Annotated in this window: 25 protein-coding genes and 1 riboswitch; of the genes, 12 read left to right on the plus strand and 13 right to left on the minus strand. The window is 74.9% G+C overall.

Annotation, left to right across the window (positions count from 1 at the left end; all coding sequences use genetic code 11):
* Positions 1-37 precede the first annotated feature (37 nt).
* The 3 genes from O2V63_RS19845 to araA are packed head-to-tail and all read left to right on the plus strand — an operon-like array spanning position 38 to position 3902.
* Positions 38-1702 (plus strand): xylulokinase, encoded by a 1665-nt coding sequence (locus tag O2V63_RS19845; protein WP_269169201.1) that lies wholly within the window; start codon positions 38-40, stop codon positions 1700-1702.
* Positions 1699-2382: an L-ribulose-5-phosphate 4-epimerase gene (locus O2V63_RS19850; RefSeq protein ID WP_269169202.1), complete on the plus strand. Its 684-nt coding sequence runs from the start codon at positions 1699-1701 to the stop codon at positions 2380-2382. Before O2V63_RS19845 ends, O2V63_RS19850 begins: the two co-directional genes overlap by 4 nt.
* The gene (araA, locus tag O2V63_RS19855) at positions 2379-3902 is read left to right on the plus strand and encodes an L-arabinose isomerase (protein ID WP_269169203.1); all 1524 of its coding nucleotides are present in this window, start codon (positions 2379-2381) and stop codon (positions 3900-3902) included. The genes O2V63_RS19850 and araA overlap by 4 nt, the downstream gene beginning before the upstream one ends.
* Before the next feature lie 51 nt (positions 3903-3953).
* Here the strand turns inward: araA and O2V63_RS19860 are convergent, their stop codons facing one another.
* From O2V63_RS19860 to O2V63_RS19875, 4 genes are all read right to left on the minus strand, one after another.
* Complete coding sequence (locus tag O2V63_RS19860) at positions 3954-4940, minus strand: hypothetical protein (protein WP_269169204.1); 987 nt, start codon at positions 4938-4940, stop codon at positions 3954-3956.
* Positions 4937-5533: a SigE family RNA polymerase sigma factor gene (locus O2V63_RS19865; protein WP_269169205.1), complete on the minus strand. Its 597-nt coding sequence runs from the start codon at positions 5531-5533 to the stop codon at positions 4937-4939. The genes O2V63_RS19860 and O2V63_RS19865 overlap by 4 nt, the downstream gene beginning before the upstream one ends.
* Positions 5534-5753: 220 nt before the next feature.
* Positions 5754-6614 carry a LysM peptidoglycan-binding domain-containing protein gene (locus O2V63_RS19870; protein WP_269169206.1) on the minus strand — a complete coding sequence of 287 codons (861 nt, stop codon included), beginning with the start codon at positions 6612-6614 and terminating at the stop codon, positions 5754-5756.
* Positions 6615-6638: 24 nt separating this feature from the next.
* A riboswitch (cyclic di-AMP (ydaO/yuaA leader) is annotated at positions 6639-6737 on the minus strand.
* Positions 6738-6964: 227 nt separating this feature from the next.
* Complete coding sequence (locus O2V63_RS19875; RefSeq protein ID WP_269169207.1) at positions 6965-8176, minus strand: cytochrome P450; 1212 nt, start codon at positions 8174-8176, stop codon at positions 6965-6967.
* 75 nt (positions 8177-8251) lie between these two features.
* On the opposite strand from O2V63_RS19875, the gene O2V63_RS19880 reads away from it, so the two are divergent.
* The 3 genes from O2V63_RS19880 (at position 8252) to O2V63_RS19890 (ending at position 11129) form a co-directional block, all read left to right on the plus strand.
* Complete coding sequence (locus O2V63_RS19880; protein WP_269169208.1) at positions 8252-9190, plus strand: DUF5926 family protein; 939 nt, start codon at positions 8252-8254, stop codon at positions 9188-9190.
* Between the two features lie 92 nt (positions 9191-9282).
* Entirely contained in the window at positions 9283-10269 is a 987-nt protein-coding gene (locus O2V63_RS19885) for a cytochrome c oxidase assembly protein (RefSeq protein ID WP_269169209.1), read from the plus strand.
* Positions 10270-10337: 68 nt separating this feature from the next.
* Positions 10338-11129, plus strand: coding sequence for a DUF4184 family protein (locus O2V63_RS19890; protein WP_269169210.1), 792 nt, complete (start codon positions 10338-10340; stop codon positions 11127-11129).
* A 26-nt stretch (positions 11130-11155) separates the two neighbouring features.
* Here the strand turns inward: O2V63_RS19890 and O2V63_RS19895 are convergent, their stop codons facing one another.
* Positions 11156-11710, minus strand: coding sequence for a sigma-70 family RNA polymerase sigma factor (locus O2V63_RS19895; protein WP_269169211.1), 555 nt, complete (start codon positions 11708-11710; stop codon positions 11156-11158).
* Between the two features lie 47 nt (positions 11711-11757).
* Between O2V63_RS19895 and O2V63_RS19900 the strand changes: the two genes are divergently transcribed.
* Positions 11758-12528 (plus strand): zf-HC2 domain-containing protein, encoded by a 771-nt coding sequence (locus O2V63_RS19900; RefSeq protein WP_269169212.1) that lies wholly within the window; start codon positions 11758-11760, stop codon positions 12526-12528.
* A gap of 69 nt (positions 12529-12597) precedes the next feature.
* Positions 12598-14535, plus strand: coding sequence for an alpha/beta hydrolase (locus O2V63_RS19905; protein ID WP_269169213.1), 1938 nt, complete (start codon positions 12598-12600; stop codon positions 14533-14535).
* A 4-nt stretch (positions 14536-14539) separates the two neighbouring features.
* Here the strand turns inward: O2V63_RS19905 and O2V63_RS19910 are convergent, their stop codons facing one another.
* Positions 14540-15766 carry an arginine deiminase gene (locus O2V63_RS19910; protein ID WP_269169214.1) on the minus strand — a complete coding sequence of 409 codons (1227 nt, stop codon included), beginning with the start codon at positions 15764-15766 and terminating at the stop codon, positions 14540-14542.
* A 100-nt stretch (positions 15767-15866) separates the two neighbouring features.
* Complete coding sequence (locus O2V63_RS19915) at positions 15867-16235, minus strand: STAS domain-containing protein (protein WP_269169215.1); 369 nt, start codon at positions 16233-16235, stop codon at positions 15867-15869.
* A 108-nt stretch (positions 16236-16343) separates the two neighbouring features.
* Between O2V63_RS19915 and O2V63_RS19920 the strand changes: the two genes are divergently transcribed.
* Together O2V63_RS19920 and O2V63_RS19925 are read left to right on the plus strand one after the other, a co-directional pair.
* Positions 16344-17879, plus strand: a complete 1536-nt coding sequence (locus O2V63_RS19920) for a glycerol-3-phosphate dehydrogenase/oxidase (protein WP_269169216.1) — start codon at positions 16344-16346, stop codon at positions 17877-17879.
* Positions 17880-17939: 60 nt separating this feature from the next.
* Positions 17940-18734: a methyltransferase domain-containing protein gene (locus tag O2V63_RS19925; protein WP_269169217.1), complete on the plus strand. Its 795-nt coding sequence runs from the start codon at positions 17940-17942 to the stop codon at positions 18732-18734.
* A 30-nt stretch (positions 18735-18764) separates the two neighbouring features.
* On the opposite strand, the gene O2V63_RS19930 is transcribed toward O2V63_RS19925, so the two are convergent.
* The 3 genes from O2V63_RS19930 to O2V63_RS19940 all read right to left on the minus strand — a co-directional run bounded on the left by O2V63_RS19930 (position 18765) and on the right by O2V63_RS19940 (position 22062).
* On the minus strand, positions 18765-20012 hold the full coding sequence (locus O2V63_RS19930; protein ID WP_269169218.1) for an MFS transporter: 1248 nt from the start codon (positions 20010-20012) through the stop codon (positions 18765-18767).
* Between the two features lie 99 nt (positions 20013-20111).
* Positions 20112-21203: an FUSC family protein gene (locus O2V63_RS19935; RefSeq protein WP_269169219.1), complete on the minus strand. Its 1092-nt coding sequence runs from the start codon at positions 21201-21203 to the stop codon at positions 20112-20114.
* A 100-nt stretch (positions 21204-21303) separates the two neighbouring features.
* A complete protein-coding gene (locus tag O2V63_RS19940; protein ID WP_269169220.1) occupies positions 21304-22062 on the minus strand; it encodes a MerR family transcriptional regulator in 759 nt (252 codons plus the stop codon).
* A gap of 128 nt (positions 22063-22190) precedes the next feature.
* Here O2V63_RS19940 and O2V63_RS19945 point away from each other — a divergent pair, with 128 nt between their 5' ends.
* On the plus strand, positions 22191-23090 hold the full coding sequence (locus tag O2V63_RS19945; protein WP_269169221.1) for a haloalkane dehalogenase: 900 nt from the start codon (positions 22191-22193) through the stop codon (positions 23088-23090).
* Positions 23091-23102: 12 nt separating this feature from the next.
* On the opposite strand, the gene O2V63_RS19950 is transcribed toward O2V63_RS19945, so the two are convergent.
* Positions 23103-23690 (minus strand): GGDEF domain-containing protein, encoded by a 588-nt coding sequence (locus O2V63_RS19950; RefSeq protein WP_269169222.1) that lies wholly within the window; start codon positions 23688-23690, stop codon positions 23103-23105.
* 155 nt (positions 23691-23845) lie between these two features.
* Between O2V63_RS19950 and O2V63_RS19955 the strand changes: the two genes are divergently transcribed.
* A complete protein-coding gene (locus O2V63_RS19955) occupies positions 23846-24073 on the plus strand; it encodes a hypothetical protein (RefSeq protein WP_269169223.1) in 228 nt (75 codons plus the stop codon).
* Positions 24074-24082: 9 nt separating this feature from the next.
* Here O2V63_RS19955 and O2V63_RS19960 read toward each other — a convergent pair whose 3' ends face one another.
* Together O2V63_RS19960 and larC are read right to left on the minus strand one after the other, a co-directional pair.
* Positions 24083-24682 carry a TMEM165/GDT1 family protein gene (locus O2V63_RS19960; RefSeq protein WP_269169224.1) on the minus strand — a complete coding sequence of 200 codons (600 nt, stop codon included), beginning with the start codon at positions 24680-24682 and terminating at the stop codon, positions 24083-24085.
* A gap of 166 nt (positions 24683-24848) precedes the next feature.
* A complete protein-coding gene (gene larC, locus O2V63_RS19965; protein ID WP_269169225.1) occupies positions 24849-26051 on the minus strand; it encodes a nickel pincer cofactor biosynthesis protein LarC in 1203 nt (400 codons plus the stop codon).
* Positions 26052-26072: the final 21 nt, after the last annotated feature.

Consider the following 26072-nt stretch of genomic DNA (forward strand, 5'->3'; position numbering starts at 1 on the left):
ACCAGGCCCGTCACGGTGGGCGGAAGGGGCTCCTGACATGACGATGGACGCCGGCACGGCGATCACCTCGGGTCGCACGGCTCTGGGGATCGAATTCGGATCGACCCGGATCAAGGCGGTGCTGATCGGGCCGGACCACGTGCCCCTCGCCGTCGGCAGCCACGACTGGGAGAACCAGTTCGTGGACCGGCTCTGGACGTACTCGCTGGACGCCGTGTGGGCCGGGGTGCAGCAGAGCGTCACGGCCCTGGCCGAGGACGTACGGCAGCGCCACGGGGTCGAGCTGTCCGGGGTCGGCGCGCTCGGCGTGTCCGCGATGATGCACGGCTACCTCGCGTTCGACGCCGAGGGCGAGCTGCTCACGCCGTTCCGCACCTGGCGCAACACGAACACCGGGCGGGCGGCCGAGCGGCTCAGCGCGGAGTTCGGGTGCAACATCCCGCACCGGTGGAGCGTCGCGCACCTCTACCAGGCGATCCTGGACCGCGAGGAGCACGTCGGCCGACTCGACCACCTGACCACCCTGGCCGGGTACGTGCACTGGCAGCTCACCGGCGAGAAGGTGCTCGGCATCGGGGACGCCAGCGGCATGTTCCCGATCGACGCCGCCGGGGGCTACGACACCACGATGCTGCCCCGGTTCGACCAGCTGGCCGCCGAGGCCGGGGTAGAGCTGACCCTCGCCGAGCTGCTGCCCGGCATCGCCCGCGCCGGACAGCCGGCCGGCACGCTCACCGAGGCGGGCGCGGCGCTGCTGGACTCGAGCGGCCGGCTGCGTGCCGGCGTCCCCGTCTGTCCGCCGGAGGGTGACGCCGGCACCGGGATGGTCGCCACCAACTCGGTCGCCCCGCGGACCGGCAACGTCTCCGCCGGGACGTCGATCTTCGCGATGGTCGTGCTCGAGCGGGAACTCGCCCAGGTGCACCGTGAACTGGACCTGGTCACCACGCCGGCCGGTGACCCGGTGGCGATGGTGCACTGCAACAACGGCGCCAGTGAGCTGGACGCCTGGGCCGGGCTGTTCGCCGAGTTCGCTCGTGCGCTGGGTGCCGACGTCGACTCCTCGACGGTCTTCCAGACCCTCTTCACCGCTGCCCTGGGCGGCGCGAGCGACTGCGGCGGGATGCTCGCCTACAACTACCTCTCCGGGGAGCCGATCACCGACTTCGAGGAGGGCCGGCCGCTCTTCCTACGGTCCCCCGACAGCCCGTTCGACCTGGGCACCTTCATGCGGACGCACCTGTTCGCCTCCCTGGCCACGCTGAAGATCGGCATGGACGTCCTGCAGAAGACCGAGGGCGTGCGGCTCGACCGGATGTACGCCCACGGTGGCCTGTTCAAGACCGAGGGCGTGGCGCAGCGCTTCCTGGCCGCCGCCATCGACACCCCGGTCGCCGTCGGCGACGTCGCAGCCGAGGGGGGCGCCTGGGGGATCGCCGTCCTGGCCGCCTTCGCCGCCGGGCGCGCGCCGGAGCAGGAGCTGGCGGACTACCTGGACGCCGAGGTCTTCACCGACGCGAGCCTGACGACCGCTGACCCCGACCCCGCGGACGTCGCGGGCTTCGAGGCGTTCATGCAGCGCTACGTCGCCGCGCTCCCGGTGCAGCGGGCCGCCGTGGACCACGTGGACGTCGGCCACCGGCCGGCGGCACCGCAGACCGAGACCACCTCTGCCGCCGAGACCGAGGAGCAGCCGGCATGACCACCACCCCGACCCGCACCGAGCAGGGGACGCTGCGCGCCCAGCGCGAGCACGTCGCCCACCTGCACACCTACCTCACCCGCTACGAGCTGGTGACCTGGACCTCGGGCAACGTGTCCGAGCGGGTCCCCGGCGAGGACCTGTTCGTCATCAAGGGCAGCGGCGTCGAGTACGACCAGCTGACCTGGGAGGGCATCACCGTCTGCGACCTGGACGGCAACGCCGTCGACGGCGTCCGGGCACCCTCCAGCGACACGGCGGCGCACGCCTACGTCTACCGGAACATGCCCGAGGTCAACGGCCAGGTGCACACGCACAGCACCTACGCCGCGGCCTGGGCGGCCCGGCACGAGGAGATCCCCTGCGTGCTCACGGCGATGGCCGACGAGTTCGGCGGGCCGATCCCGGTGGGGCCGTTCGCGCTGATCGGCGACGACTCCATCGGCCAGGGCATCGTGGAGACGCTGCAGGGGCACCGCTCGCCGGCGGTGCTGATGAAGAACCACGGCGTCTTCACCATCGGGCCCTCGGCGAAGGCGGCGGTCAAGGCCGCCGTCATGACCGAGGACGTCGCCCGCACGGTGCACCTCTCCCGCCAGCTGGGAGAGCCCGTCCCGATCGCGCAGGCGGACATCGACTCGCTGTACGCGCGCTACCAGAACGTCTACGGACAACGATGAGCACGAAGGAGCAGCAGGTGGCATTCGAGGGTTCGGAGATCTGGTTCCTCACCGGCAGTCAGGGGCTGTACGGCGAGGAGACCCTCCAGCAGGTCGCCGAGCAGTCGCAGCGGGTGGCCGCGACGCTGGACGGCGCGGATGCCGTCCCGGTCCGGGTGGTCTGGAAGCCGGTGCTCACCGACGCCGGTGCGATCCGGAAGATGATGGGCGAGGCGAACGAGGACCCGAACTGCCTCGGCGTGATCACCTGGATGCACACCTTCTCCCCGGCGAAGATGTGGATCTCCGGGCTGGACGCGCTGCGCAAGCCGCTGCTCCACCTGCACACCCAGGCCGACGCCGCCCTCCCGTGGGCGACGATCGACATGGACTTCATGAACCTGAACCAGGCCGCCCACGGCGACCGCGAGTACGGCTTCATGCTCACCCGGCTGCGCACGCCGCGGACCACCGTCTCCGGCCACGCGGGCAACCCGCGGGTGCAGGCCCGGGTGGGCTCCTGGGCCCGCGCCGCCGCCGGTGCGGCCGCCGCCCGCGGCCTCAAGCTGGCGCGGTTCGGTGACAACATGCGGAACGTCGCGGTCACCGAGGGCGACAAGGTCGAGGCGGAGATCCGCTTCGGCATGTCGGTGAACACCTGGGGCGTCAACGACCTGGTCGCCGTCGTCGAGCGCGTCGCCGACTCCGCCGTCGACGCGGTGGTCGCCGAGTACGGCGACCTGTACGAGATGGACGCCGACCTGCGCCCCGGCGGCGACCGGCACTCTCATGTGCGCTACCAGGCCCGGATCGAGGTGGCGCTGCGCTCGTTCCTGGAGGACGGCGGCTTCGGCGCCTTCACCACCAACTTCGAGGACCTGGGCGGCCTGCGCCAGCTCCCCGGCCTGGCCGTGCAGCGGCTGATGGCCGACGGCTACGGCTTCGGTGGCGAGGGCGACTGGAAGACCTCCGCCCTGCTGCGGGTGCTCAAGGTCGCCGCCCAGGGGCTGCCCGGCGGCACGTCCTTCATGGAGGACTACACCTACGACCTGGCCTCGGAGACCCCGAAGATCCTCGGTGCTCACATGCTCGAGGTGTGCCCGACGATCGCCGGGGACAAGCCGCGGCTGGAGGTGCACCCGCTGGGGATCGGCGGCCGCGAGGACCCGGCCCGGCTGGTGTTCACCGCCGCCCCCGCCGCCGGCATCACCGTGGGCTGGTGCGACCTGGGCGACCGGTTCCGCTGGGTGGCCAACGAGATCGACGTCGTCGAGCCGTCCGAGCCGCTGCCGAACCTGCCGGTCGCCCGGGCGGTCTGGGAGCCCCGGCCGGACTTCGAGACGGCGACCGAGGGCTGGCTGACCGCTGGCGGGCCGCACCACACGGTGCTGTCCACCCAGCTGGGGGCCGACGAGCTGACCGACCTGGCCGAGGTGTTCGACACCGAGTTGGTGCTCATCGACGCCGGCACCACCCGGCGCAGCCTGGCCAAGGAGCTGCGCTGGAGCGCGGCCTACCACCGGCTCAACCAGCGCCTCTGAGCGCCTGACGCACGACGCCCCGCCCGGTTCTGCGGGCGGGGCGTCGTCGTCTCACCCGTAGTTGCGGGCGACGCCGTCGAGCAGCGCGGTGAACGCCGCGGCTGCGGTGACCTCGCCGTCCTGGTCGGCCGTGGCGTCGAGCACCCAGGTGCCCTGGCCACGGGCGTCGGGGACGGCCAGCTGGAACGATGCCTGGTCGACCGAGCCGCACCGGATCAGCACGCCGCCGTCGGCGACGTCGGCCCGGGGGCAAGGGGCCGGATCGCCCTGGGGCATCCAGTCGAACGCATCGCGGGCGACGTCGGCGGGCGTCGTCCCGTCGCCCAGGAAGCCCACGCGCACCGTGAACGGGTAGTCGATGGTGTCGTACAGCAGCGGCACCGGCGCCCAGGTGCACGCGCCGGGCAGCGTGCCGGTCCAGTAGCTCATCCGGGGCCCCAGCGCAGCGGAGAGGCCGTCGGACAGCACCGGGCAGGTGGAGAGGTCGTCCGCGGTGTCCCGGCCCGGGTACGGCTTGGGCTCCGGCAGCCACCGGTCCCACTCGGTGGGCGAGGGGAACGCCAGGGACGACGGCAGGGCGCCGACCACCCGGTCCAGGTCGGCCTGGGCCTCTGCGGTCAGCCGAGCCTTCTCCGCCGCGGACACCACCGGGATCGGTTCCTTGCCGTAGGCCTCGGTCCCACCGCCGGTGAGGGTGGCGTCCCCCGCGTCGGCGGTGACCGGGCGGTCGTCGGGCACCGGTGTCCCGGACGGTGTGGACCCCCCGGGCGGCGTCGGTGCCGTGACCGGCGCCGACGAGGTGACCGTCGGGCGCGCGGTGTCCCCGGGGAGCGGTGCCGAGGACGGTGGGCCGACGGCGACCGCGCCCCCGACGGCCACCGCGGCCACGCCGGCGGCGACCGCGGCCAATGTCCGCCGGGTCCGGCGCCGGTGGCGCCATCGGGCCATCGCGCCCTCGGCGTCGCCGCCTCCGCCGGCGGTCAACTCGTCGGCCAGACCGTGCAGCCGGCCGGCGAGGTCGCGCTCGTGTGGGTTCACGCAGGCCTCCGGGTGGTCCGTGCCGGGTCCGGGAACGGCTCGGGGGAGGGGGCGAGGGACGGCTCCGGGGAACGGTCCAGGACGGTGCGCAGCACGGCGAGGCCGCGGGCGACGTGCTTGCCGACCGTGCTCACCGAACAGCCCATCAGGCGTGCGGTGTCGGCCTCGCTGAGGTCGTCGAGGTAGCGCAGCACCACTGCGGTGCGCACCCGCGGGCTCAGCTCGCGCAGCGCGGTGCGCAGTTCGTCGGCCTCGGCGTGCAGCGCCTGCAGGTCCACCCGGTCCGGGGAGTCGGGGAACCACTCGACCACCTGCTCGGTGTTGCTGAGCCGGCGCAGCCAGCTGAGGTGGCCGTTGACCAGCATCTTGCGCACGTAGGCGACGGGGTCGTCGGCGCGGCGGACCGTGCCCCACCGGCCGTAGGCGCGGGCCAGCGCGGTCTGCAGCAGGTCCTCGCCGCGGCCACGGTCGCCGGTCAGCAGCACGGCGGTGCGCAGCAGCCGTGGGCCGTGCGCACCGACGAAGTCGGTGAACTCCTCGTCCTGCTCCTCCGCCACCGCGTCCCTTCCGCTGGTCCCACTGAGGAGACGCATCGGCAGTCCGGATGGCCCCCAGGTCCTCCGGTCACGATCCGGTAACGGTGCAGCGGGCGCGGTGGGGGCGCCTCCGACAGAGGTCGGAGGCCCTGGTCCGGAACGGACGACGCCCCGGCCGGTTGCCCGGCCGGGGCGTCGTCGTGCCGGTGGTCCGGTCGCCCGGACCGCCGGGTCGGTCAGCGCGTGATCGCGCCGACCGACCCGTCGCGCTCGTCGATCAGTACCAGTTGTTGGCCTGGGAGTGCGCCCACGCGGCGCACGGGGTGCCGTAGCGGTCGCTGATGTAGCCCAGGCCCCAGGTGATCTGGGTCGCCGGGTTGGTGCGCCAGTCCGGGCCGGCCGAGGCCATCTTCGACCCGGGCAGCGCCTGCGGGATGCCGTAGGCGCTGGAGTTCGGGTTGTCGGCCAGCGGGTTCCAGTTGCTCTCCTTCTCCCACAGGCTGTCCAGGCAGGCGAACTCGCCGGCTCCCCAGCCACGCTCGGCGACCATGGTCCGGGCGATGGACCGGGGGTCACCGCTGGTGCTCCGGTCGGCGCTGCGGCTGGCTGCCTGCTGGACCGGGCGGCTGGGTGCCGGGGCCGCGGGCGCGGCCGCCCCGCCGCCGAGGGTGAGGCGCTGCCCGATGCGGAGCACGTTCGGGTTGCTGCCGATGGTGTCGCGGTTGGCGGAGTAGATGCTCTGCCAGGTGGTGCCGTGCGCCGCGGCGATCTTGCTGAGGGTGTCGCCGGCGCGCACGACGTAGGAGCCGGACGCCGCCGCGGGCGCGGCAGCCGGGGCCGCGGCCGAGCCGCCGCCGATGGACAGCACCTGCCCGACACGCAGCACGTTCGGGTTGCTGCCGATGGTGTCCCGGTTGGCGGCGTGGATGCCCTGCCAGGTGGTGCCGTGGCTGGCGGCGAGCTTGCTGAGCGTGTCACCGGGGCTGACGGTGTGGCTGCCGGTGTGGGCCTGGGCCGGTGCGATGACCCCGAAGGACATCGCCGCGGCTGCCGCGACGACCATCGCGGGGCGTGCCGCGGAAGCGAAGGCGGAGCGCCCGGTGGAGCGGTCGCGCCGTGCCGTGAAGCGATTGAGCATGGGTGTGTGTGCCTCTCGCCGCCTGCGGAGTTAGCTGTCGGGTTCGGGCGAGAGCTGCCCGGCCGCGTTCTGCGGCTTCACCCCAAGGCCCGGAGGCCTGGTCCTGCGAGGTGGGTCCCCCGCGCCTGCCCGTGGTCTCGTGACGTCCGGGCGACGGTGGGCAGGTTCGGCGGTGCCGTCGTCCGGAGCCCGCCGTGCGGCGGACGGGGACAACGGTAGGCAGGCCGTCGGCCGGAGGCGTCGGTCGGCGACGAGCTTTCCCGGGCGCCCCGACGCGGTCAGCACCGGCTGTGACGGATCATGGACGCGGCGTGGGTCGGTGCGCTGAGGTCGTTTCCCGGCGCAACGGCTCAGTGGCCGGCGAGCACGACCGGCAGGTCCTGGAGGCCGCGGATGACGAACTCCGGACGACGCCGGGCCGGGCGGGCCAGCTCGAGCCGGGACGTGCGGCTCAGCAGTGCGCCGAAGGAGGCCTGCAGCTCCACCCGGGCCAGCGGGGCGCCGATGCAGAAGTGCACGCCCGCGCCGAAGGAGATGTGCGGGTTGTCCGCGCGCCCGACGTCGAGGGTGTCGGGGTCGACGAAGACGGCCGGGTCGCGGTTGGCACTGCCCAGCAGGGCGGCGATCTTCTGTCCACGTGCGACGGTGACCCCGCCGATCTCGACGTCCTCGGTGGCGGTGCGCTCGAACAGCTGCAGCGGCGAGTCGTAGCGCATCAGCTCCTCGATCGCCGTCGGCAGCAGGCCCGGGTCCGCGCGCAGCCGGGCCAGCTGGTCGGGGTGCTCCAGCAGCGCCAGCAGGCCGTTGCCGCTCACGTTGACCGTCGCCTCGTGGCCGGCGTTGAGCAGCAGGATGCAGGTGGTCACCAGCTCGTCCTCGGTGAGCCGGTCGCCCTCGGCGTCGCGCACCGTGACCAGGTGGGTGAGCAGGTCCTCGCCCGGGGTGGTCCGCCGCTCGGCGGCCAGCTCGCGCAGGTAGGCGACGAACTCGGCGGCGGCTCGCTCGGCGTCGGCCTCGATCTCCGTCGTCCGCCCGTACTCGTACATCTTCACGATCGCGTTCGACCACGGGCGCAGCAGCGGCCGGTCGGCCACCGGCACCCCGAGCAGCTCGGCGATGACCGCGACCGGCAGCTCCTCGGCCATGCCGGACAGCACGTCGACGCCGGTCTCGCCGGCGGAGCGCTCGACGAGGGAGTCGACGAGGGAGTCGGCCAGCTCCTGCACCCACGGCCGCAGCCGCTCGACGTGGCCGCGGGCGAACGCCGCGCTGATCAGCCGGCGCAGCCGGGTGTGCGTGGGCGGCTCCATCTCCAGGATGGCGTTGCGGTGGATCAGGTTGAAGCTCTCGAACCGCTCGGCAGGGGTCCGGTCCGACCAGATCCGGCCCAGCCGCCGGTCCCGCAGGACGGCGTTGGCCTCGGCGTGGCCGAAGGCCAGCCACAGGTCCTGCCGCTCGTCCCACTGCACCGGCGCGGCGGCGCGGGCCACGGCGAACGCCGGATAGGGATCGGCGACGAGCGCGGGGTCGGTCAGGTCGAACGGGACGGGAGCCGGTGCCACCGGCAGAGCCTACGGGCGGCAGCCGGACGGGACGCCGTCCCCCGGTCGCCGACGGCGCCTCCTACGCTCGCATGCATGGCCCGCTCCACGACCCGTCGCCGCCCCACCGCTCCTGCCGCGGCCGACGGCGAGACCAACCCGAAGGCGCCCTGCCCCTGTGGCTCCGGCCGCCGCTACAAGCACTGCCACGGCTCCGGCTACGGCCAGCCCGTGCGCCGCCCGTTCGAGGGCCTGCCCGGCGAGGTCGACTGGGTGGCGCTGCGCGAGCTCGTGCCGGCCGCCACGGCCTCGCTGACCACGACGGAGGGCCGGTCGGTCACGCTGGCCAGCGTGCTCCCCGGTGGCACCCCCGCCCTGGTGCGGGCCAACGGCGAGATTCTGCTCGGCGTCCAGCTGCAGACCTCCTCCGACGACGTCAGCCGCGACCTCGGCACCGCGCTCGCCGCCGCGCTCGAGGCCCCGGCCGGCGCCCCGGTCGACCCGGGCCCCATCGGTGCCGCCGGCTCGGCCGGACCGCGACTGCAGGAGCTGCTGGAACTCTCGGCTCCGTTCGAGGTCACCGTGCACGACGACTTCGAGTTCTGGCTGGAGGGCGCCGACGTCGACGCGACCGCCCGCGCGAGCATGCAGCAGGCCAACGAGATGGTCATGCCCACGGTGCGGCTGGACGGGCTGGAGGCCGCCTACTGGTGCCGGCCCACCACCGAGCGCGGGCACGTGCGCTGGGTGCGCCCCGAGCCGGAGGAGGCGCTCCTGGACGCCCTGGCCCGGCTCGGCGCGGCCGAGCAGCTGAGCCTGGGGGAGGGCACCCGCTACGCCGGCGCCTTCCGCGCCCTCGGGCTCGTCGTCCCGGTGTGGGACGTGCCCGGCGCCGTGCCCGGTGCCGAGTGGGCCGGCCCCTCGGCCGAGCTGCACTCTCGGCTGGAGGCCGCGCTGGCGGTCACCGAGCCGCTGGACGCGGACGAGCGACGGGCCCGCGCCGGGCTGCTGTCCCGGCAGGTCACGCTGCGCTGAGCCGGAGGCCCCGGCCCCCTCGCCGACTGCGGCGAGAGGGTCGGGCCAGGCCTACCGTGGGGGCCGCACAGCAGAGCTGAGAGAGGACGAACGTGGGCCACGAGCACGGCGGCATGGGTGCGATGCACGTCCCGGAGCTGCCGCCGACCCTCGGTCGGGTGCTGGGACTGGACCTGGGCGCCGCGTCGCCGGTGGCCTGGCTCGCCGTGCTGATGGCCGCGGGCTACCTGGTCGGGCTGTGGCGGCTGCACCGCCGGGGCGTCCGCTGGGCGCCGTCCCGGACGGTCGCGTGGCTGCTCGGCTGCGCCACCCTGTTCCACGTCACCGCCAGTGGCCTGCAGAGCTACGGGATGGCGCTGTTCAGCCTGCACATGGTGCAGCACATGGTGCTGAGCATGATCACGCCGCTGCTGTTGCTGCTCGGCGCCCCGGTCACCCTGATGCTGCGCGCACTCCCCGCGGCCCAGGGGCCGGTCGGGATGCCGCGGCGGGCGCTGCTCGGCGCCCTGCACAGCCGGCTGGGCCAGCTGGTCTCCTCCCCGCTGTTCACCATCCCGCTGTTCATCGCCAGCCTCTACGGCGTCTACTTCACCCCGCTGTTCGACGAGCTGATGTCGACGGTGCCCGGGCACACGTTCATGCTGCTGCACTTCCTGGTCACCGGGCTGCTCTTCTTCGGCCCGATCATGGCCATCGACCCGTGGCCCCGGCGGTCCGGGCACGGCGCGCGGATGCTGGAACTGCTGCTGCCCGCCCCGTTCCACGCCTTCTTCGGCGTGATCGTGATGATGAGCAACACCCTGCTGCTGACCAGCTACACCACCCCGCCGGAGTCCTGGGGCATCGACCCGCTCTACGACCAGGGGGCCGCCGGCGGCATCGCCTGGTCGTTCGGGGAGTTCCCCACCGTGCTGGTGCTGGCGGTGGTCTTCTTCCAGTGGACCCGGTCGGAGGACCGGGCCAACCGGTCCGCCGACCGGGCGCGCGACCGCGCCATCGCCCGCGGCGAGAGCGGCGAGGACCCGGAGCTGACCGCCTACAACGAACGACTCCGCCGCCTGGCGGCCCAGCACCCCTGACCGCGGGCTGACCGGGCGCGCGCGGTCGGGTCCCCGTCGGTCGAGTCGGCGCGCCCTACCCTCCCCGCGTGCCGTTCACCCTCGCCCACCCAGCGGTGGTCCTCCCGCTGCTGCGCACTCCCCTGGTGCCCTCCGCGCTGGTGGCCGGCGCGATGGCCCCGGACCTGCCCTACTACGTCTCGCTGCAGTGGATCGGCGGTGACTACAACCTCACGCTGACGCACGAGTGGTCGTCCGTGCTCTGGGTGGACCCGATCATCGGGTCGGTGCTGCTGGCCACGTTCCAGCTCCTGCTCAAGGGCCCGCTGCTCGCGCTGTTGCCGCCGTCGGCCGGCGGGCGCGCGGCGCCCGCGGCCCTGGGCTTCCGCTGGCGCAGCTCGGCGGCGCTGGCTCTCATCGCCGTCTCGCTGGTCGTCGGCGCGGCGACCCACCTGGCGTGGGACGAGCTGACCCGCTCCCCGGGCCACCCGTGGGCGTTGCGGCTGGAGGTCGCCTTCAGCGTGCTGGGAGGGGTCGCTCTGCTGGGGTGGCTGGTCCGCTGGTGGCGGGCCACGCCCCCGCAGCCGGTGCCGGACGGCGTCCTGCTGCCCCGCCCCCTGCGTACCGGCGTCGCCGCGCTGCTCGCCGCGGTGGCGGTGGTGGCGGGGGCGGTCGCCGCGATGAGGCGGCTGACGGAGATCCGCGAGGCCTACCGGGTGGACGGGGTCGTCGACCGGGTCGGTGTGGCCGAGGCGGAGCTGCGGACGTTCCTGGTCGAGGGCGGCACCGCGTTCATCGTGGCACTGGTGGTGTATGCCGTCGGCTGGCACGTGCACCGTGCGGGCACCCGCCGCCGCGGGGAGCAGGTCACCGCGCCCTGACCGCGGGCGCGTCCGCCCGGGGCGCCTCAGGAGGGGCGGCGGGTGCGGGGGTGGTCGGCGGCGACCAGCGCCTCGACCAGGTCCGCGCGGGCCCGGGCCACGCGGGAGCGGATCGTGCCGATCGGGCAGCCCACCACCTCGGCGGCCTCGGCATAGGGCAGCCCGATCAGCTGGGTGAGCACGAAGGCCTCCCGGCGCTCGGGCTCCAGCCGGTCCAGCACGTCCTGCGCGGCGACCGACCCGCCCACCTCGTCGTCCGGCACGTCGCGGACCAGGTCGGCCAGGTCGGTGTCGTCGGAGACCAGGACCAGGCCCCGGCGCTTCCGGGCCCGCAGGTGGTCGGCGCAGACCCGGCGGGCGATGGACAGCAGCCAGGTGCGCAGCGACGACCGGCCCTCGAAGCCCCGCAACGCCGGCAGGGCCCGCAGGTAGGTCTCCTGGGTGAGGTCCTCGGCGGCCTGGCGGTCGGCCAGGTGCGCACACAGCCGCCACACGTCGGTCTGCGTCTCCCGGATCAGCGCGGCCTGCGCCAGCCTGTCGCCCTCGGCTGCACGGGCAGCGAGACGTTCCAGCTGCCCCACGTGGACCCTCCGGGAACTCTGCGGTCGTCGGCGGCGACTATGCCACCGTGAGCTGTGCAGCCTGTCGTGAGGCGGTCTCCGCCGACCTGGACGGCGAGTCCCCGGGCGCGCCGCAGACCTGGGTCGACGAGCACCTGGGCCGGTGCCCGGCCTGCCGCGGGTGGGCCGAGGCCGCGGCGGAGGTGACCCGGCGGGCCCGGCTGACCCCGGTCGCGGCGGTGCCCGACGTGACCGCCGCGGTGCTGGGCCGGCTGCCGGCGGTACAGCCGGCGGCCCGCTCCCGGGCGTGGCTGGACGCCGCCCTCCGGCTCGCCCTGCTGGCCGTCGGCGCCGGTCAGCTGGCGGTCAGCCTGCCGGCGCTGCTGGGGGCCGGCGGTGCGGCGGCCGCCCCGGTGCACCTGGCGCACGAGACGGGTGCCTGGAACCTGGGGCTGGCTGCCTGCTTCCTGGGCGTCGCCGTGCTGCCGCGGCTGGCGGCCGGGGCCCTGCCCTTCCTGCTGCCCTTCACCGCGGTGCTCGCCTGGGTCACCGTCGGTGACCTGGGCGCCGGTCACGTGCACACCGGCCGGGCGGTCGGCCACCTGCTGCTGCTCGGCGGGGCCGTGCTGGTCAGCTGGCTCGCGTTGCGGAACCGGGGTGCCCGCACCGGTCCGACCGGGGAGCGGGTCGCCCGGCCGGTGACGAGGTGGGCCGTCGCCCGGGGAGCGGAGCCCAGGCGGTGGGCCGAGCGTCCTGCGGCGCCCGGCTGGCGGGCCGCCGGCCCGGCCGCGCGTGCCGCGGTCCGGGCCGAAGGCGGTGGCGAGCGCGCGGCCGCCTGACCGCGTGCCCCTGGTTGACTGCCCGCGCTGACCAGCCGGTGTGACCGGCAGTGAACACGGAGGAACCCCATGGACCGTCGCCTGGCTCTGCTGCCGCTCGCCGTCCTGCTCCTGGCCGGCTGTACCGGGGACGGCGAGGACGACGGCGCAGACGCGGCGGGGACGGCGTCGACCTCGGCGGCCCGTGAGGTCGAGTGGGGCGCCTGCGACTTCGACGTCCCGGCGGGGGTCGACATCGAGTGCGGGACGCTCGAGGTGCCGGCCGACCGTGACGACCCGGGTGCCGGCACGGTCAGCCTGGCCTTCGGCGTCGTCGCCGCGGCGGCCGAGGACCCGGCCGAGGACCCGCTCGTCTACCTCTCCGGCGGCCCGGGGCAGGGTGCGCTGGAGTTCGTGCCGCTCGCCTTCGGGGAGCTGTACGAGCCGCTCGCCCAGGACCGGGACCTGATCCTGCTCGACCAGCGCGGCACCGGGCTGACCGAGCCGTCGCTGGCGTGCGACGAGTACAGCTCGTGGGTGCGGGAGTCGCTGGGGTCGGAGGAGCCGGTCGAGGAGCTGGCGGCCCAGGCCGCGGCCTCGCTGGAGGAGTGCCGGCAGCGGCTGGTCGACGAGGGCGTCGACTTCGCCGACTACGACAGCGCGGCCTCGGCGGCCGACCTCGAGGACCTGCGCCGGGCGCTGGGCCACGAGGAGTGGAACCTCTACGGGATCTCCTACGGCACGCGGCTGGCGCAGACCGCGATGCGCGACCACCCCGAGGGCATCCGGTCGGTGGTGCTCGACGCCGCGTACCCGATCGACGCCGACCTCTACGAGGAGACGCCGGGCAACGCCGCCCAGGCGCTGGAAGCGCTGTTCGCCACCTGCGCCGCCGACGCCCGGTGCGCCGAGCGGTACCCCGACCTGGAGCAGACGGTCACCGACCTGGTCGCGGAGCTGGACGCCGCGCCTGCCTCGGTCACGGTGCTCGACCCGACGACCGGCGAGCGGGTGGAGAGCCCGCTGGACGGCGCCGGCCTCGTCGGGTTCCTGTTCCAGAGCATGTACTCGACCGAGCTGATCCCGTTCCTCCCGGAGATCATCGAGGCCGCGGCGAACGACGACTTCGGCTCGATCGGCCTGCTGCTCGGCGCCTTCTCCCAGCAGCTGGACCTGGTCAGCGTCGGTCAGCAGCTGGCCGTGCAGTGCGAGGAGGAGATCAGCTTCAGCGACCCGGAGGCGGTGGCGGACGCGACCGCCGAGCACCCGCTGGTCGAGAGCTTCTTCGACAGCACGCCCACGATGGGGCCGGGCATCTTCGACGTCTGCGCCGACTGGGACGCCGGTGAGCCCGGTGCGGGGGAGAACGAGGCGCTGGGCAGCGACCTGCCCACCCTGGTGCTGGCCGGCGAGCTCGACCCGATCACCCCGCCCCGGTGGGGTGCGCAGCTGGCCGAGCAGCTGGGGAACAGCGTCTTCGTCGAGTTCCCTGCCACCGGGCACGGCTCGGTGGCGACGCACGAGTGCGCGGTGCAGCTGACCCGCGACTTCCTCGCCGACCCCGACAGCGAGCCGGACGCCTCCTGCGCCGACGACGTCGAGCTCCCCGCCTTCACCGCGGAGGGGGTGCAGGTGGAGATGACGGCCTGGGAGAGCGAGGAGCTGGGCGTCGCCGGGGTCCGGCCGGAGGGCTGGTCGGAGGTGCTCCCCGGTGCGTTCCAGGAGTCGCCGCTGGTCTCGCTGGTGCAGCAGGTGGTGCCCGGTGCGACGGCCGACCAGCTGCTCCCGCAGCTGGCCGCGCAGCTGGGCACCGGTGAGCCCCTCGAGCCGGTGGGTCAGCGCGAGACGGGGTCGGCCACCTGGGACCTGTACCGCCTCGACGACCTCGGCAAGCGGATCGACCTGGCCCTGGCCGACACCCCGGCAGGCCTGGCCGTGGTGCAGCTGACCTCGAGCCCGGAGCGCATCGACGTCCACCGGGAGCAGGTCTTCGAACCGGCCGTGGAGGCCTTCGACCCCGCGCCCTGACCGACTACGCGGGGACGGCGTCGCGCAGCACCGGGCAGCTCATGCAGCGTGGGCCACCCCGGCCGCTGCCCAGCTCCGAGCCGGCGATCGCGACGACCTCGATCCCGGCGGCCTCCAGCGCGGCGTTGGTGACGGTGTTCCGCTCGTAGGCGACGGTGAGCCGCGGGGCCAGCGCGAGGGTGTTGTTGCCGTCGTCCCACTGCTCCCGCTCGGCGGTCACCGGGTCGAGCCCGGTGTCGATCACCCGCAGCCGGTCGATCCCCATCGCCTGCGCGGCGGCGATCAGGAAGGGCTGCGGGCCCTGCACCGACAGCTCGGCCGTGTCGGGGGAGGCGTCCCCGGCCGTCACGGTCCAGGCCTGCAGGTGGTCGGCGATCGCCGGGTACATGACCATCGCGTCGACGTCGACCATGGTGGCGACGGTGTCCAGGTGCATGGTGGCCCGCTGCTGAGCGATCGGGACGACGAGCACCGTGTGTGCCAGCCCGCGGGCGAACACCCGCCGGGCCAGCCGCTCCGCGCCGCCGGGCGTGGTCCGCTCGCCCACCCCGACGGCGACGACGCCCGGGGCCAGCAGCAGCACGTCGCCGCCCTCGAGGTGCTCCAGGTGCGGGCCGTAGAGCTGCTCGACACCGGCGAACCGGGGGTGGTGGGTGTACAGCGCCGCGGTCAGCGCGCTCTCCCGGTCCCGGGCCGGCATGGCCAGCGAGGTGATGGCGACCTGCCCGCCGACCCACACCGAGGAGTCGCGGGTGAACATCAGGTTGGGCAGCGGCGGGACCACGAAGTCCCCGCGCCCCATCAGCTCGTAGGCCAGCCCGCGGCCGCCGTGCAGCTCGTCGTGTGCCACCCCGGCGATCAGGGCGGTGGCCAGGTCCTCGGGCGCGAGACCGTCGAGGTGGGCGGTGGTGGCGTGCTGCAGGGTGGCGCCCAGCCGGGGGTCGTCGACCGCAGCGGCGATCACCTCCGCGCGGGCGGCCGGCACCGCCATCACCTCGGCCAGCAACCGGTCCAGGTGCAGGACCTCGACCCCGCGGTCGGTGAGGGCGGCGGCGAACGCGTCGTGCTCCTCCTGCGCGCGGGCCACCCAGGGGACGCCGTCGAAGAGCAGCTCGTCGTTGTTGCGCGGCGTGAGCCGGCGCAGCTCGGCGCCGGGGCGGTGCAGGAGGACGGTGCGGAGCCGGCCGACCTCACTGGTCACGCCGGGGGCAGTGGAGTTCGGGGCAGGCATCCCCCGAGCCTGCTGGATCTTGCTCGGGTCGGCCAGCCCGGAAGGGGTGAGTCCGCGCGGTCCTGCCGTTCCCGTGGGGCAGTCGCCGCCTCCGAGCCGGTCAGCCGGGCGCGGTGCGGTCCGGGTCCACGGCGGCTCCGGATCGCGCGACACCGTCCCCGGTGAGCAGCCGGGACAGCCCGGCCCGCACCAGCGCCGGCTGCAGCGCGGCGGGCACGGCCAGCAGGCGCAGGTGCTCCCCGCGGCGCAGCGGCTTGCGGCTGAGGTGCACCAGCAGCTGCAGCCCCGCAGCGTCGATCGCGGTGACCGCGGAGAGGTCTGCCCGGTCCGGCCAGTCCGCCGGGGTCACCAGCACCCGGAAGCGGCGCACGGCCTCCCGGTCGATGCGGCCGGAGAACCGGAGCAGCGGACCGTCCCCGTCCTCAACCCGGACCACCTCGCCGGCGACTGGATCGGGGCCGCTGGACACAGAACACCGGTACCCGAGCGGAGCTGCCGAAACGCGATCAGCTGGGACGCAGTACGCCTCGCCCTGGATCGACCGGCCACGACGGTCGGGCACCGCTACAGTCTGCCGGTGCCCGAGCCGGACCTGAGGGACGTCGCCCGGCCCGCAGCGCTCGACGCGCGCCGCCGGGCCCGCGACCTCGACCGGCTCGTCACCGAGGGGGTCGACGTCCTGGTCGTGGGCGGCGGGGTGACCGGCGCCGGGGTCGCGCTGGACGCCGCCGCCCGTGGGCTGAGCGTGGCGCTGTGCGAGCGCGTGGACCTGGCCGCGGGCACCAGCCGCTGGTCGTCGAAGCTGGTGCACGGCGGGCTGCGGTACCTGGCACAGCGGGAGATCGGACTGGCCCGGCACAGCGCCCGGGAGCGGGCCGTGCTGATGGGCGTCACCGCACCCCACCTGGTCGGGCGGCTGCCGTTCCTGGTACCCGACGTGGCCGGCCGGGACGTCAGTGCGCTGGCCGGGCTCGGCGGGCGGCTGGGCGATGCGGTGCGGCTCTCCGTGCCCGGTGGGCGCCGCTCGCTGCCCGGCACCGGCCGGATCGGGCCGGAGGGCGTCTCCCGGCTGGTGCCCGGTGTCCGCCCGGGGCGCGGCGGCGTCGTCTTCTGGGACGGGCAGCTGGTCGACGACGCGCGGCTGGTCGTCTCGCTGGCCCGCACCGCCGCCGCCTTCGGGGCCGGGGTGCTCACCGGGGTGACGGTCACCGGCGTGGACGGCGGGGCGGTCGCGCTGACCGTCGACGGCGGGTCGGCGACGGTGCGGGCCGGGGTGGTGGTCAACGCCACCGGGGCGTGGGCGCAGCGGCTGGCGCCCGGCGTCCGGCTGGTGCTCTCGCGCGGATCGCACCTCGTCGTCCCGGCGGCCCGGCTCGGCTCGCCGACGGCCGCGCTGACCGTGCCGCTGCCGGGGTCGCGGACCCGGTTCGTCGTCGCCCTGCCCCAACCCGGCGGACTGGTGCACCTGGGGATCACCGACGAGCCGGTGGCCGGGCCGGTGCCCGAGGACGACCCGGTGCCCAGCGACGCCGAGGTGGCACAGCTGCTGGACGCCGTGAACCGGGTGCTGGCCCGGCCGCTGGACCGTGCCGACGTGGTGGGTGCGTACGCCGGGCTGCGTCCGCTGGCTGAGCCGGTCTCCGCCGGGGACGGGTCGGGGGGTGCTCCGGCCGACCTGTCCCGCCGGCCCCTGCTGGCCTGGGACGGGCCGGTGCTCACCGTGGTCGGCGGGAAGCTGACCACCTACCGGTCGACGGCCGCCGAGGCGGTCGACGCCGTCGTGGCCCGGCTGGGCCGCGGCGCCGTCCGGTCACCGACGGCCCGGCTGCCGCTGGTCGGTGCCGCGCCCGGGCGGGCGCTGGCCCGGGTGGACGCCGCCGCCCGGCTGGTGCGCCGGTACGGCACCGAGGCCGCGGTGGTCGCCGGGCTGGGGGAGGAGCCGGTGGTCGACGGCCGCCCGGAGACGGTGGGGGAGCTGCGGTTCGCCGTCCGGGCCGAGGGGGCGCGGACGGTCGACGACCTGCTGGACCGGCGCACCCGGATCGGCCTGGTGCCCACCGACCGGGAACGGGCCGCGCCGCTGGCCGCGGCCGTGCTGGCCGCCGAGAGCTGATCCGTCCCAGCCTCCGGGAAGACCGTTCCACTGGGTGAGCCGACGGTGCAGGGTGTCGCCGTGGACACCTACACGCACGGGCACGCCGAACCGGTCCTGCAGTCCCACCGCTGGCGCACGGCGGAGAACTCCGCCGCCCACCTGGTGCCGCACCTGCGTCCGGGACTGGAGCTCCTCGACGTGGGCTGTGGGCCGGGCACGATCACGGTCGACCTCGCCGCCCGGGTGGCGCCGGGGCGGGTGGTCGGGCTCGACGTGTCGCCCGCGCCGCTCGCGGAGGCCCGTGCGCTGGCCGAGCAGGCGGGGGTGGCGGTGGAGTTCGGGGTGGGCGACGGCTACGCGCTGGCCGCCGCCGACGACTCCTTCGACGTCGTGCACGCCCACCAGGTGCTGCAGCACCTGACCGACCCGGTCGCCGCGCTGCGCGAGATGGCCCGGGTCTGCCGCCCCGGCGGGCTGATCGCCGTCCGCGACGTCGACTACGCCGCCACCACCTGGTTCCCGCCGTCGGCGGGGCTGGACCGCTGGCTGGACCTCTACCAGCGGGTGGCCCGGGCCAACGGGGCCGAACCGGACGCCGGCCGGCGGCTGCGGTCGTGGGCGCACGCCGCCGGGCTGCGGGACACGGTGGCCACGACGTCCGCCTGGTGCTTCGCGACCCCCGACGAGCGCACCTGGTGGGGGCGCTCCTGGGCCGGGCGGGCGACCGCGTCGGCGTTCGCCGAGCAGGCCCGGGCGTACGGACTGGCCACCCAGGAGGAGCTGCAGGCGGTCGCCGACGCGTGGCTGGAGTGGGCCGAGGCCGACGACGGCTGGCTGGGCATGCTGCACGGCGAGCTGCTCATCCGCGTCTGACGAGCGCGGATCGCCGCCGGCGGGCGCGTGTCAGGCGGCGGCCGGCGCCGGTTGTTCGTCGGCGTGGGCGATGTGCCGCAGCGAGCGCCAGATGAGCACCACGAAGACGGCCGACCCGGCGAAGGCGAACCAGAACGGCGCGGTCACCCCCCAGTGCTGCGCGAGCAGCCCTCCGATGCCCGAGCCGACCACCAACCCGCCGTAGACGCCCACCACGTTGACGCTGCCCACCCGGCCCTGCAGCGCCGCCGGGACCGCCCGCTGCCGGACGGCGACCGACGTCGTCCCCCAGATGAAGGCGTGCGCCCCGAAGACGAAGAAGACCGGCAGTGCCACCCACGGGCTGGAGGTGAGGGCCAGCGCCAGGTGGGTCAGCGTCTCGACGACCAGACCGATCCGCATCAGGTCGCCCAGGCTCACCCGGCGGGTGATCCAGCCGTAGGTCAGGCCGCCGACGATGCCGCCGACCGCACCGACGGTGGTCACCAGCCCGAACCCGATCTCACCCAGCCCGATGCGCTCGGTGGCGTAGAGCACCAGCACCGACCAGGCGGCGCCGAAGGTGACGTTGAAGATCGTGATGGTCAGCACCAGCGTGCGGACGGCGGCGTGGTGCCGCACCCAGCGCAGCCCCTCGGCGATGTCGTGCCGCATCGCGGTCCGCCGGCCCTCGACGCGCGCCCGGGCGGGCAGCACCACCCGGGTGATCAGCACCGCCCCGAGGGCCACGAGCACCGCCTGGACGCCCAGCGCCCAGGCCGCGCCGACGGTGAACAGCGCCGCACCCAGCGGCGGCCCGGCGAGCTGGTTCACCGTGATGAACCCGGTCTGCAGGCGCCCGTTGGCCACCGCCAGGTCCTCCCGGGCGACCAGCACCGGCACCAGCGTCTGGGAGCTGTTGTCGGCGAACACCTCTGCGGTGGCCAGCAGGAAGAGCGCACCGAGCACCGCGACGATGGACACCCGGTCGGTCGCCACCGCCAGGGTGAGCACGATGAGGACGGCGGCGCGAGCGAGGTCGACGGTCAGCACGATCAGCCGCCGGTCCAGCCGGTCGGTCAGCGCCCCGGCCACCAGGCCGAACAGCAGCGGCGGCAGCCACTGCACCGTCGCGGCGAGGGCGACCAGGAACGCGTCCCGGGTGAGCGAGGCGACCAGCAGTGGCCCGGCGGCCAGCGCGATCCCGTCCCCGAGGTTCGTCGTCCAGGACGAGGCCAGCAACCACCGGAACCCGGTACCGAGCCGCGCCGGGACCAGGACCTCACCGATGCGGCTCACGAGGAGGAGACCTTAGCCCCGCTCAGGGACGGCGTCGTCCTCGTTCCGCTGACGGCGGACGTTCCACGTGCAACCGGCACCGCCCCGGGCGGGTCGACGTCAGGCAGCGGCGGGGAAGCGGACGTGCGCCTCCAGCGTCTGCAGCGACCGGTGCATCCCGACGGTGACCGCCCCCAGGGCGAAGAAGCCCTCGTCGTCGGCGATCTCGGAGTTGCGCAGCAGCGCGGTCAGCCGGTTCGACGCGGCCACCGCGGTGGCGATCGCGGCGTCCCGGTCGTCGGGCTGGTCCGCGGCGTCGTGGAAGGGCAGCCGCACCACGCCGGCCAGGCCGTCCAGCGCATCGGCGAGGACCCAGCCGGTGCCGTCGTCCACCCGGTCGAGCCCACGCCGGTGCGGCTGGAACTCCACGACCAGCGTGGTGAGGTCGTCGACCAGCACGGCCACGCGGTCGAGCGCACGCGACTGGTCCCGGATGCTGCCGGCCGCACCCTGCCAGCGGTGGGCGCGCGGGTTGGCCCGCCGGGCCCGCTCGACCTGCGTCTCCGCCCGGCGCATCTGCTCCAGGGCGACGTCCAGCGCCTCGCCCCGGTCCTCCCACTCGTGCGGCGCCGGGAGCTGCCCGCTGCGGAGGGCGGCGGCCATCGACTCCAGGTGCGCGGCCAGGGTCTCCCGGGTGCGGGCGATCCGTTCGACGGCGGTGGTCAGCTGCAGTGGTGGGAACAGCGCCGTCGTCACCAGCACGCCGATCGCGGCGCCCAGCAGGGTGAGCCCGGCGTAGCGGACGGCGTACTCGGCCGGGTCCGACGTCCCGACCGTCAGCATGAGGACGGCGGCGAAGCTGACCCAGCTGGCCTGCTCGCGGAACAGCGACCGCCACTGCTCGACCACGATCGCCAGGGCGACGATCAGCGCGATGGTCAGCGCGTTCGGCACCGCCCGGGTGACCTCGTAGACGACGACGGCCAGGGCGAAGCCCACCAGGATCGCGGCGATGCTGCGCCATGCCGCCGAGGCGGAGTCGGCGATCGTCGGGCTGACCGCGATGACCGCGCCCAGCGGCGCGTAGTAGGCGTAGTCCGACAGCATCGGCGGCAGCAGCAACGCCACCTGCCAGGACAGCCCGGCCGCCAGCGCCGCCCGGACCATCCGCTGCACCCAGGGCTGCTGTAGTCGCCCGATCACCCAACCCACACGACCAGGATGCGGCCCGCCGCCCCGACGACGGCGCTGGGGTGACGTGACGTCGCTCGCCCGAGGGGCCAAAATCGCGACTTTGGCCCCTCGGGGGAGGTCAGCTCTGGCGGGTGGCGTTGGCCTGGACGGCGGTGCTCACGTACTGCGCCAGGCCGGGGGCGATCCGCTCGTAGTACGCGCTGAACCGCTCGTCCTCGACGTACATCCGGCCCAGCCCGGCGTGCACCTCCGGTGAGCAGTCGTAGAAGTTGCGGCTGATCTGCTGCCGGTACTCCTCGGCCAAGTCCTGGGCCGCGTTCGAGTCGGCCGGTGCGCCGGCGGCCAGCGCCGCGGCGAAGCGGCGCTCGACGTCGTCGCCCTCGGCCTTGACCCGCAGCCAGTCCTCCTTGGTCATCGCCGCCGTGCGCCGCTGCGACTGCGCCCAGGCGTCCGAGTCGCCCCACCTCTCCTCGGCCTCGGCGGCGTACTCCTCCGGGAGCCAGTCGCCGAACACCTCGAACCGTTCCTCCGGGCTCAGGGAGATCCCCATCTGCCGTGCCTCCATCTCCTTCTCCACGGCCGCGACCATCGCCCGGGTGCGCTCGAGCCGTTCCCGCAGCAGCCGGTGCTGCCGGCGCAGGTGCGCCGCGGGGTCGGCCTCGGGGTCGTCCAGCAGGGTCGCGACCTCGTCGAGGGGGAACCCGAGCTCGCGGTAGAGCAGCACCTGCTGCAGCCGGTCCAGGTCGTGCGCGTCGTAGCTGCGGTAGCCCGCCGACGTGCGCTCGCTGGGCCGCACCAGCCCGATCCGGTCGTAGTGGTGCAGCGTGCGCACCGTGACGCCGGCCAGCCGGGCCAGCTCACCCACCGTCCAGCTCATCGCCCCTCCTCTCTCTCGTTGACGGAGACCACGCAACAGCCTGACGTCGCGTCAGGGTCAAGCCACCAAAATGGCCATTGTGGTGGTGCGGGAGGTTCGGACGGGGGGACGGCGGGGAGACCCAGGGCATGGCCGACGACGTCCGCACGCCCGTGTCCGCCGACGACCCGTTCCCGCGCTCGCGGGTGCAGGTCGCTGACCAGGAGATGGCCTACGTCGACGTGGGGGAGGGCGACCCGATCGTCTTCCTGCACGGCAACCCGACGTCGTCCTACCTGTGGCGCAACGTCATCCCGCACGTGCGGCACCTGGGCCGCTGCCTCGCCCCCGACCTCGTGGGCATGGGTGAGTCGAGCAAGCTGGCCCACCCCGGGCCGGGCAGCTACTCCTTCGACCGGCACGCGGAGTTCCTCGCCGAGTTCCTGAGCACCGTCGGCGTCACCGAGCGGGTCACCCTGGTGCTGCACGACTGGGGCTCGGGGCTCGGCTTCGACTGGGCGGCCACCCACCCCGAGGCGGTGCGCGGCATCGCCTTCATGGAGGCGATCGTCACCCCGATGATCTGGGCGGACTGGCCGCGGGCCGCCAAACCGGTCTTCCAGGCGATGCGCGGGGAGGACGGCGAGCGCCGGGTGCTCGACCAGAACGTGTTCGTCGAGAAGATCCTCCCCGCCGAGGTGCGGCGCGGGCTCTCGGCGGAGGCGCACGACAGGTACCGGGCGCCGTTCCAGGAGCGCGCCGACCGCTGGCCGACGCTGGAGTGGCCGCGGCAGCTGCCGATCGAGCACGTGCCGCCGGGCGTGCACGACGTCGTCGACCGGTACGGCCAGTGGCTGGCGCACAGCGAGGTGCCCAAGCTGTTCGTCAATGTCGAGCCGGGGTCGATCCTCGTCGGCCGGCAGCGCGACAAGGTCCGGCGGTGGCCGGCGCTGACCGAGGTCACGGTGCCGGGTGGGCACTTCGTGCCCGAGGACTCGCCCGACGAGATCGGCCGCGCGCTGGCGGAGTGGATCCCGACGCTGGGCTGAGGGGACGGCGGGTCAGCCGTGCCGGCCGCTGCCCTGGCGGTCGTGCCGGATGGAGGTCATCGCCTCGTTGGCCGCCGCCACCAGCGACTCCGGCGTCGAGGCCCGCCCGGAGAGCGCGACGCCGACGCTGAGCCGCACCCGGTGCTCCACGCCCGGCAGCGGCCGCAGCGGCTCGTCGAACGCGGCCGCGATCCGCAGGGCGATGCCCTGCGCGTCCTCGGCGGCCTGGATGCCGGGGCAGAGCAGCACGAAGGTCTGGGCGCTGATCCGGGCGACGACGTCCCCCTGCCGCACGGCGCCGACCAGCCGGCCGGCGGCCTCGGCGCGGGCGGCGTCGGCAACGACGGAGCCGCGGGTGTCCTCCAGGACGGTGATGCCGTCGAGGTTGCAGGAGAGGACGGCGAGCCGGCCGGTGGCCGGGCCCGCGGCGGCCAGGGCGAGCTCCAGCCGGTCGATGAGCAGGCTGCGCACCGGTAGGCCGGTGAGTGGGTCGGCCACGGTCCGCTGCCGCAGCCGCTGCGCGAACTGGCGCTGGGCGGCGACGACCGCCGCCGTCTGCACCAGCACGTCCTGCGACTCCTCGAGCTTGATCGTCTGCATGACCTCTCCCTGCTCCCGTCCGGCCGCATGCCGGCCGTGGAGGGGGAGTCGGCAGGACGTCGCCGGCGCTTGAGCGCCCCGGTCGCCGGCCTGCCCCCTCCGGGTGCGGTCGCCGGCAGGCGGGCAGGTCCGCCCGGCCGCCCTACGCTGGCGCCATGGGAGGAGAGGTGCTGCTGCTGGTGGTCATCGGGCTCGCGCTGCTCGTGCTCGTCGGACTGGGGGTCCGCGCGGGGCGCACCTCTGGCCGCGGGGACGCGGCCGGCCTGAACGGCAACGACCCGGCGCGTCCCGGGGACCCCGCCGGCCCGGACGCCCGCGGCGCCGTCAACAAGAGCAGCTGGATGCTCGGTGGCGGTGGTGGTGGTGGTGGCGGAGGCGGCTGACCGGGGCGCTCAGCCGGTCAGGGTGCGGACGGTCTCCACCACCGCGATGACGGCGAAGACCAGGAAGAGCCCGGCGGCGATCCGGTGCAGCAGCGTCACCGGGAGGCGGTCGGCGAGCTTGCGGCCCAGGAACGCGGCCAGCCCGGAGATCACCAGCAGCGCCGCCCATGCCCCGACGAACACCGAGAGCGGCTCGGCGTAGCGGGCGGCCAGCCCTGCGGTGGCCAGCTGGGAGAGGTCGCCCCACTCGGCGGCGAACAGGACGCCGAAGGAGATCGCCGCCGCACGCAGGAACGACGTCTGCTCCCGGGCCTGCGCGGTGGCCTCGTCCTCGTCCCCGCCCTTGCGGGACTCCCGCCACAGCAGCACCGCGCCGGTCAGGAACAGCACCGCGACCACCGCGCTGACCACCGCCTCGGGCAGCAGCGAGAGCAGGCTGCCGGCGGTCACCGCGATCGCCACCTGCAGGCCGAAGGCCAGGCCGACGCCGACGAAGACCGGCAGCGGCGGGAACCGGGTGGCCAGCACCAGGGTGGCGAACAGCGTCTTGTCGGGCAGTTCGACGGGGAGGATCAGCACGAAGGCGGCCAGGACGACGGACAGGACCACGAGTTCTCTCTCTGCTCGCGCCGACCGGCCGGGGCATGCGGGGCGCCTCCGTCCGGCAGCGCACCGATGGGTGGACTGCGGGCGGAAGGTCTCGCCCACCCGCGGCGACGCGGGCCCGCTGACCGGGCGCGCGGACGCGCCAGCATGTCGACCAGCGGTCGGGGGGCTACTCCCCTTCTGGGTGCAGGAGCGTAGCCGATGCCCCCGGGTACGCCTGGTGCGCCGCCGCGGTCGCCGCCCGCAGCACCTCCTTGGCCGGCAGCCCGAGCGAGCGGGCCAGCGCCGCCACGTCCTCGAACTCGACGCTGACGTTCACCACCCGGCCGTCGATGCCCGCGACCTTGACGCCCACCGGGCTGCCGAACACCGCCACGCTGCGTTCGACCCGCTGCAGCGCGACCTTCTGCACCGGCTGCACGCGCAGCCCGATGGTGGAGGTCGCGGCCACGACGACGTCCTGCACCGCCGCGCGCACCGCCGGCCGGCAGAGCACCGACAGCGTGTGCGCCGGGCGGCCCTTCTTCATCAGGATCGGGGTGAGCCAGGCGTCCGACGCCCCGGCGGCCAGCAGCTCGGTGAGCACCCCGGGCCACAGCCGGGGGTCCAGGTCGTCGACGTTGGTCTCCAGCAGCAGCCCGGTGGCCGGCTCGTCCACCGGTTCGCCGAGCACCAGGCGCACGAGGTTGGGCAGCTGCTCCGGGTTCCGGCCGCCGGCGCCCGACCCGACCCGGGCCACCCGCATCGGCGGCAGCGTCGTCCACTCCTGCACGTGCGCGGCGAGCAGCGCGGCACCGGTCGGGGTGCACGTCTCCGCCGGCACCGGGCCGGCGACCACCGGCACGCCGCGCAGCAGCTCCAGGACGGCGGGGCCGGGCACCGGGACGACGCCGTGCGCCCCGCGGGCCGAGCCGCTGCCGAGCGCGACGGGGGAGGCGGTGAGCTGATCCAGCGCCAGGTGGGCGAACCCGGCGACCACCCCGACGACGTCGGCCAGCGCGTCCAGGGCCCCGACCTCGTGGAAGTGCACCTCGTCGGCGGGCACCCGGTGCACCCGGCCCTCGGCCACCGCGAGCCGCTCGAAGACGGCCAGGGCACCGTCCCGCACGGCCGGGGCGAGCGCGGCGTCGGCCAGGACCGTCCGGACGTCGGTCCAGGTGCGGTGGACGTCGCTGGCCGGGGCGTGCACGTGCACCCGGGTGGCGCCCAGCCCGTGCCGGGTGGTCGGCTCGGCGGTCAGGGTGACCGGCTCGACCGGCAGCGCGGCGACGGCACCGGTCAGCACGTCCAGCGGCACCCCGGCGTCGACCAGCGCGCCGAGCAGCATGTCCCCGGACGCCCCCGCCGAGAGGTCCAACCACCCGATGGTCACGGGCCGATCATGACCTGACCG

Source organism: Modestobacter sp. VKM Ac-2977 (assembly GCF_026968045.1).
Classification (GTDB): domain Bacteria; phylum Actinomycetota; class Actinomycetes; order Mycobacteriales; family Geodermatophilaceae; genus Modestobacter.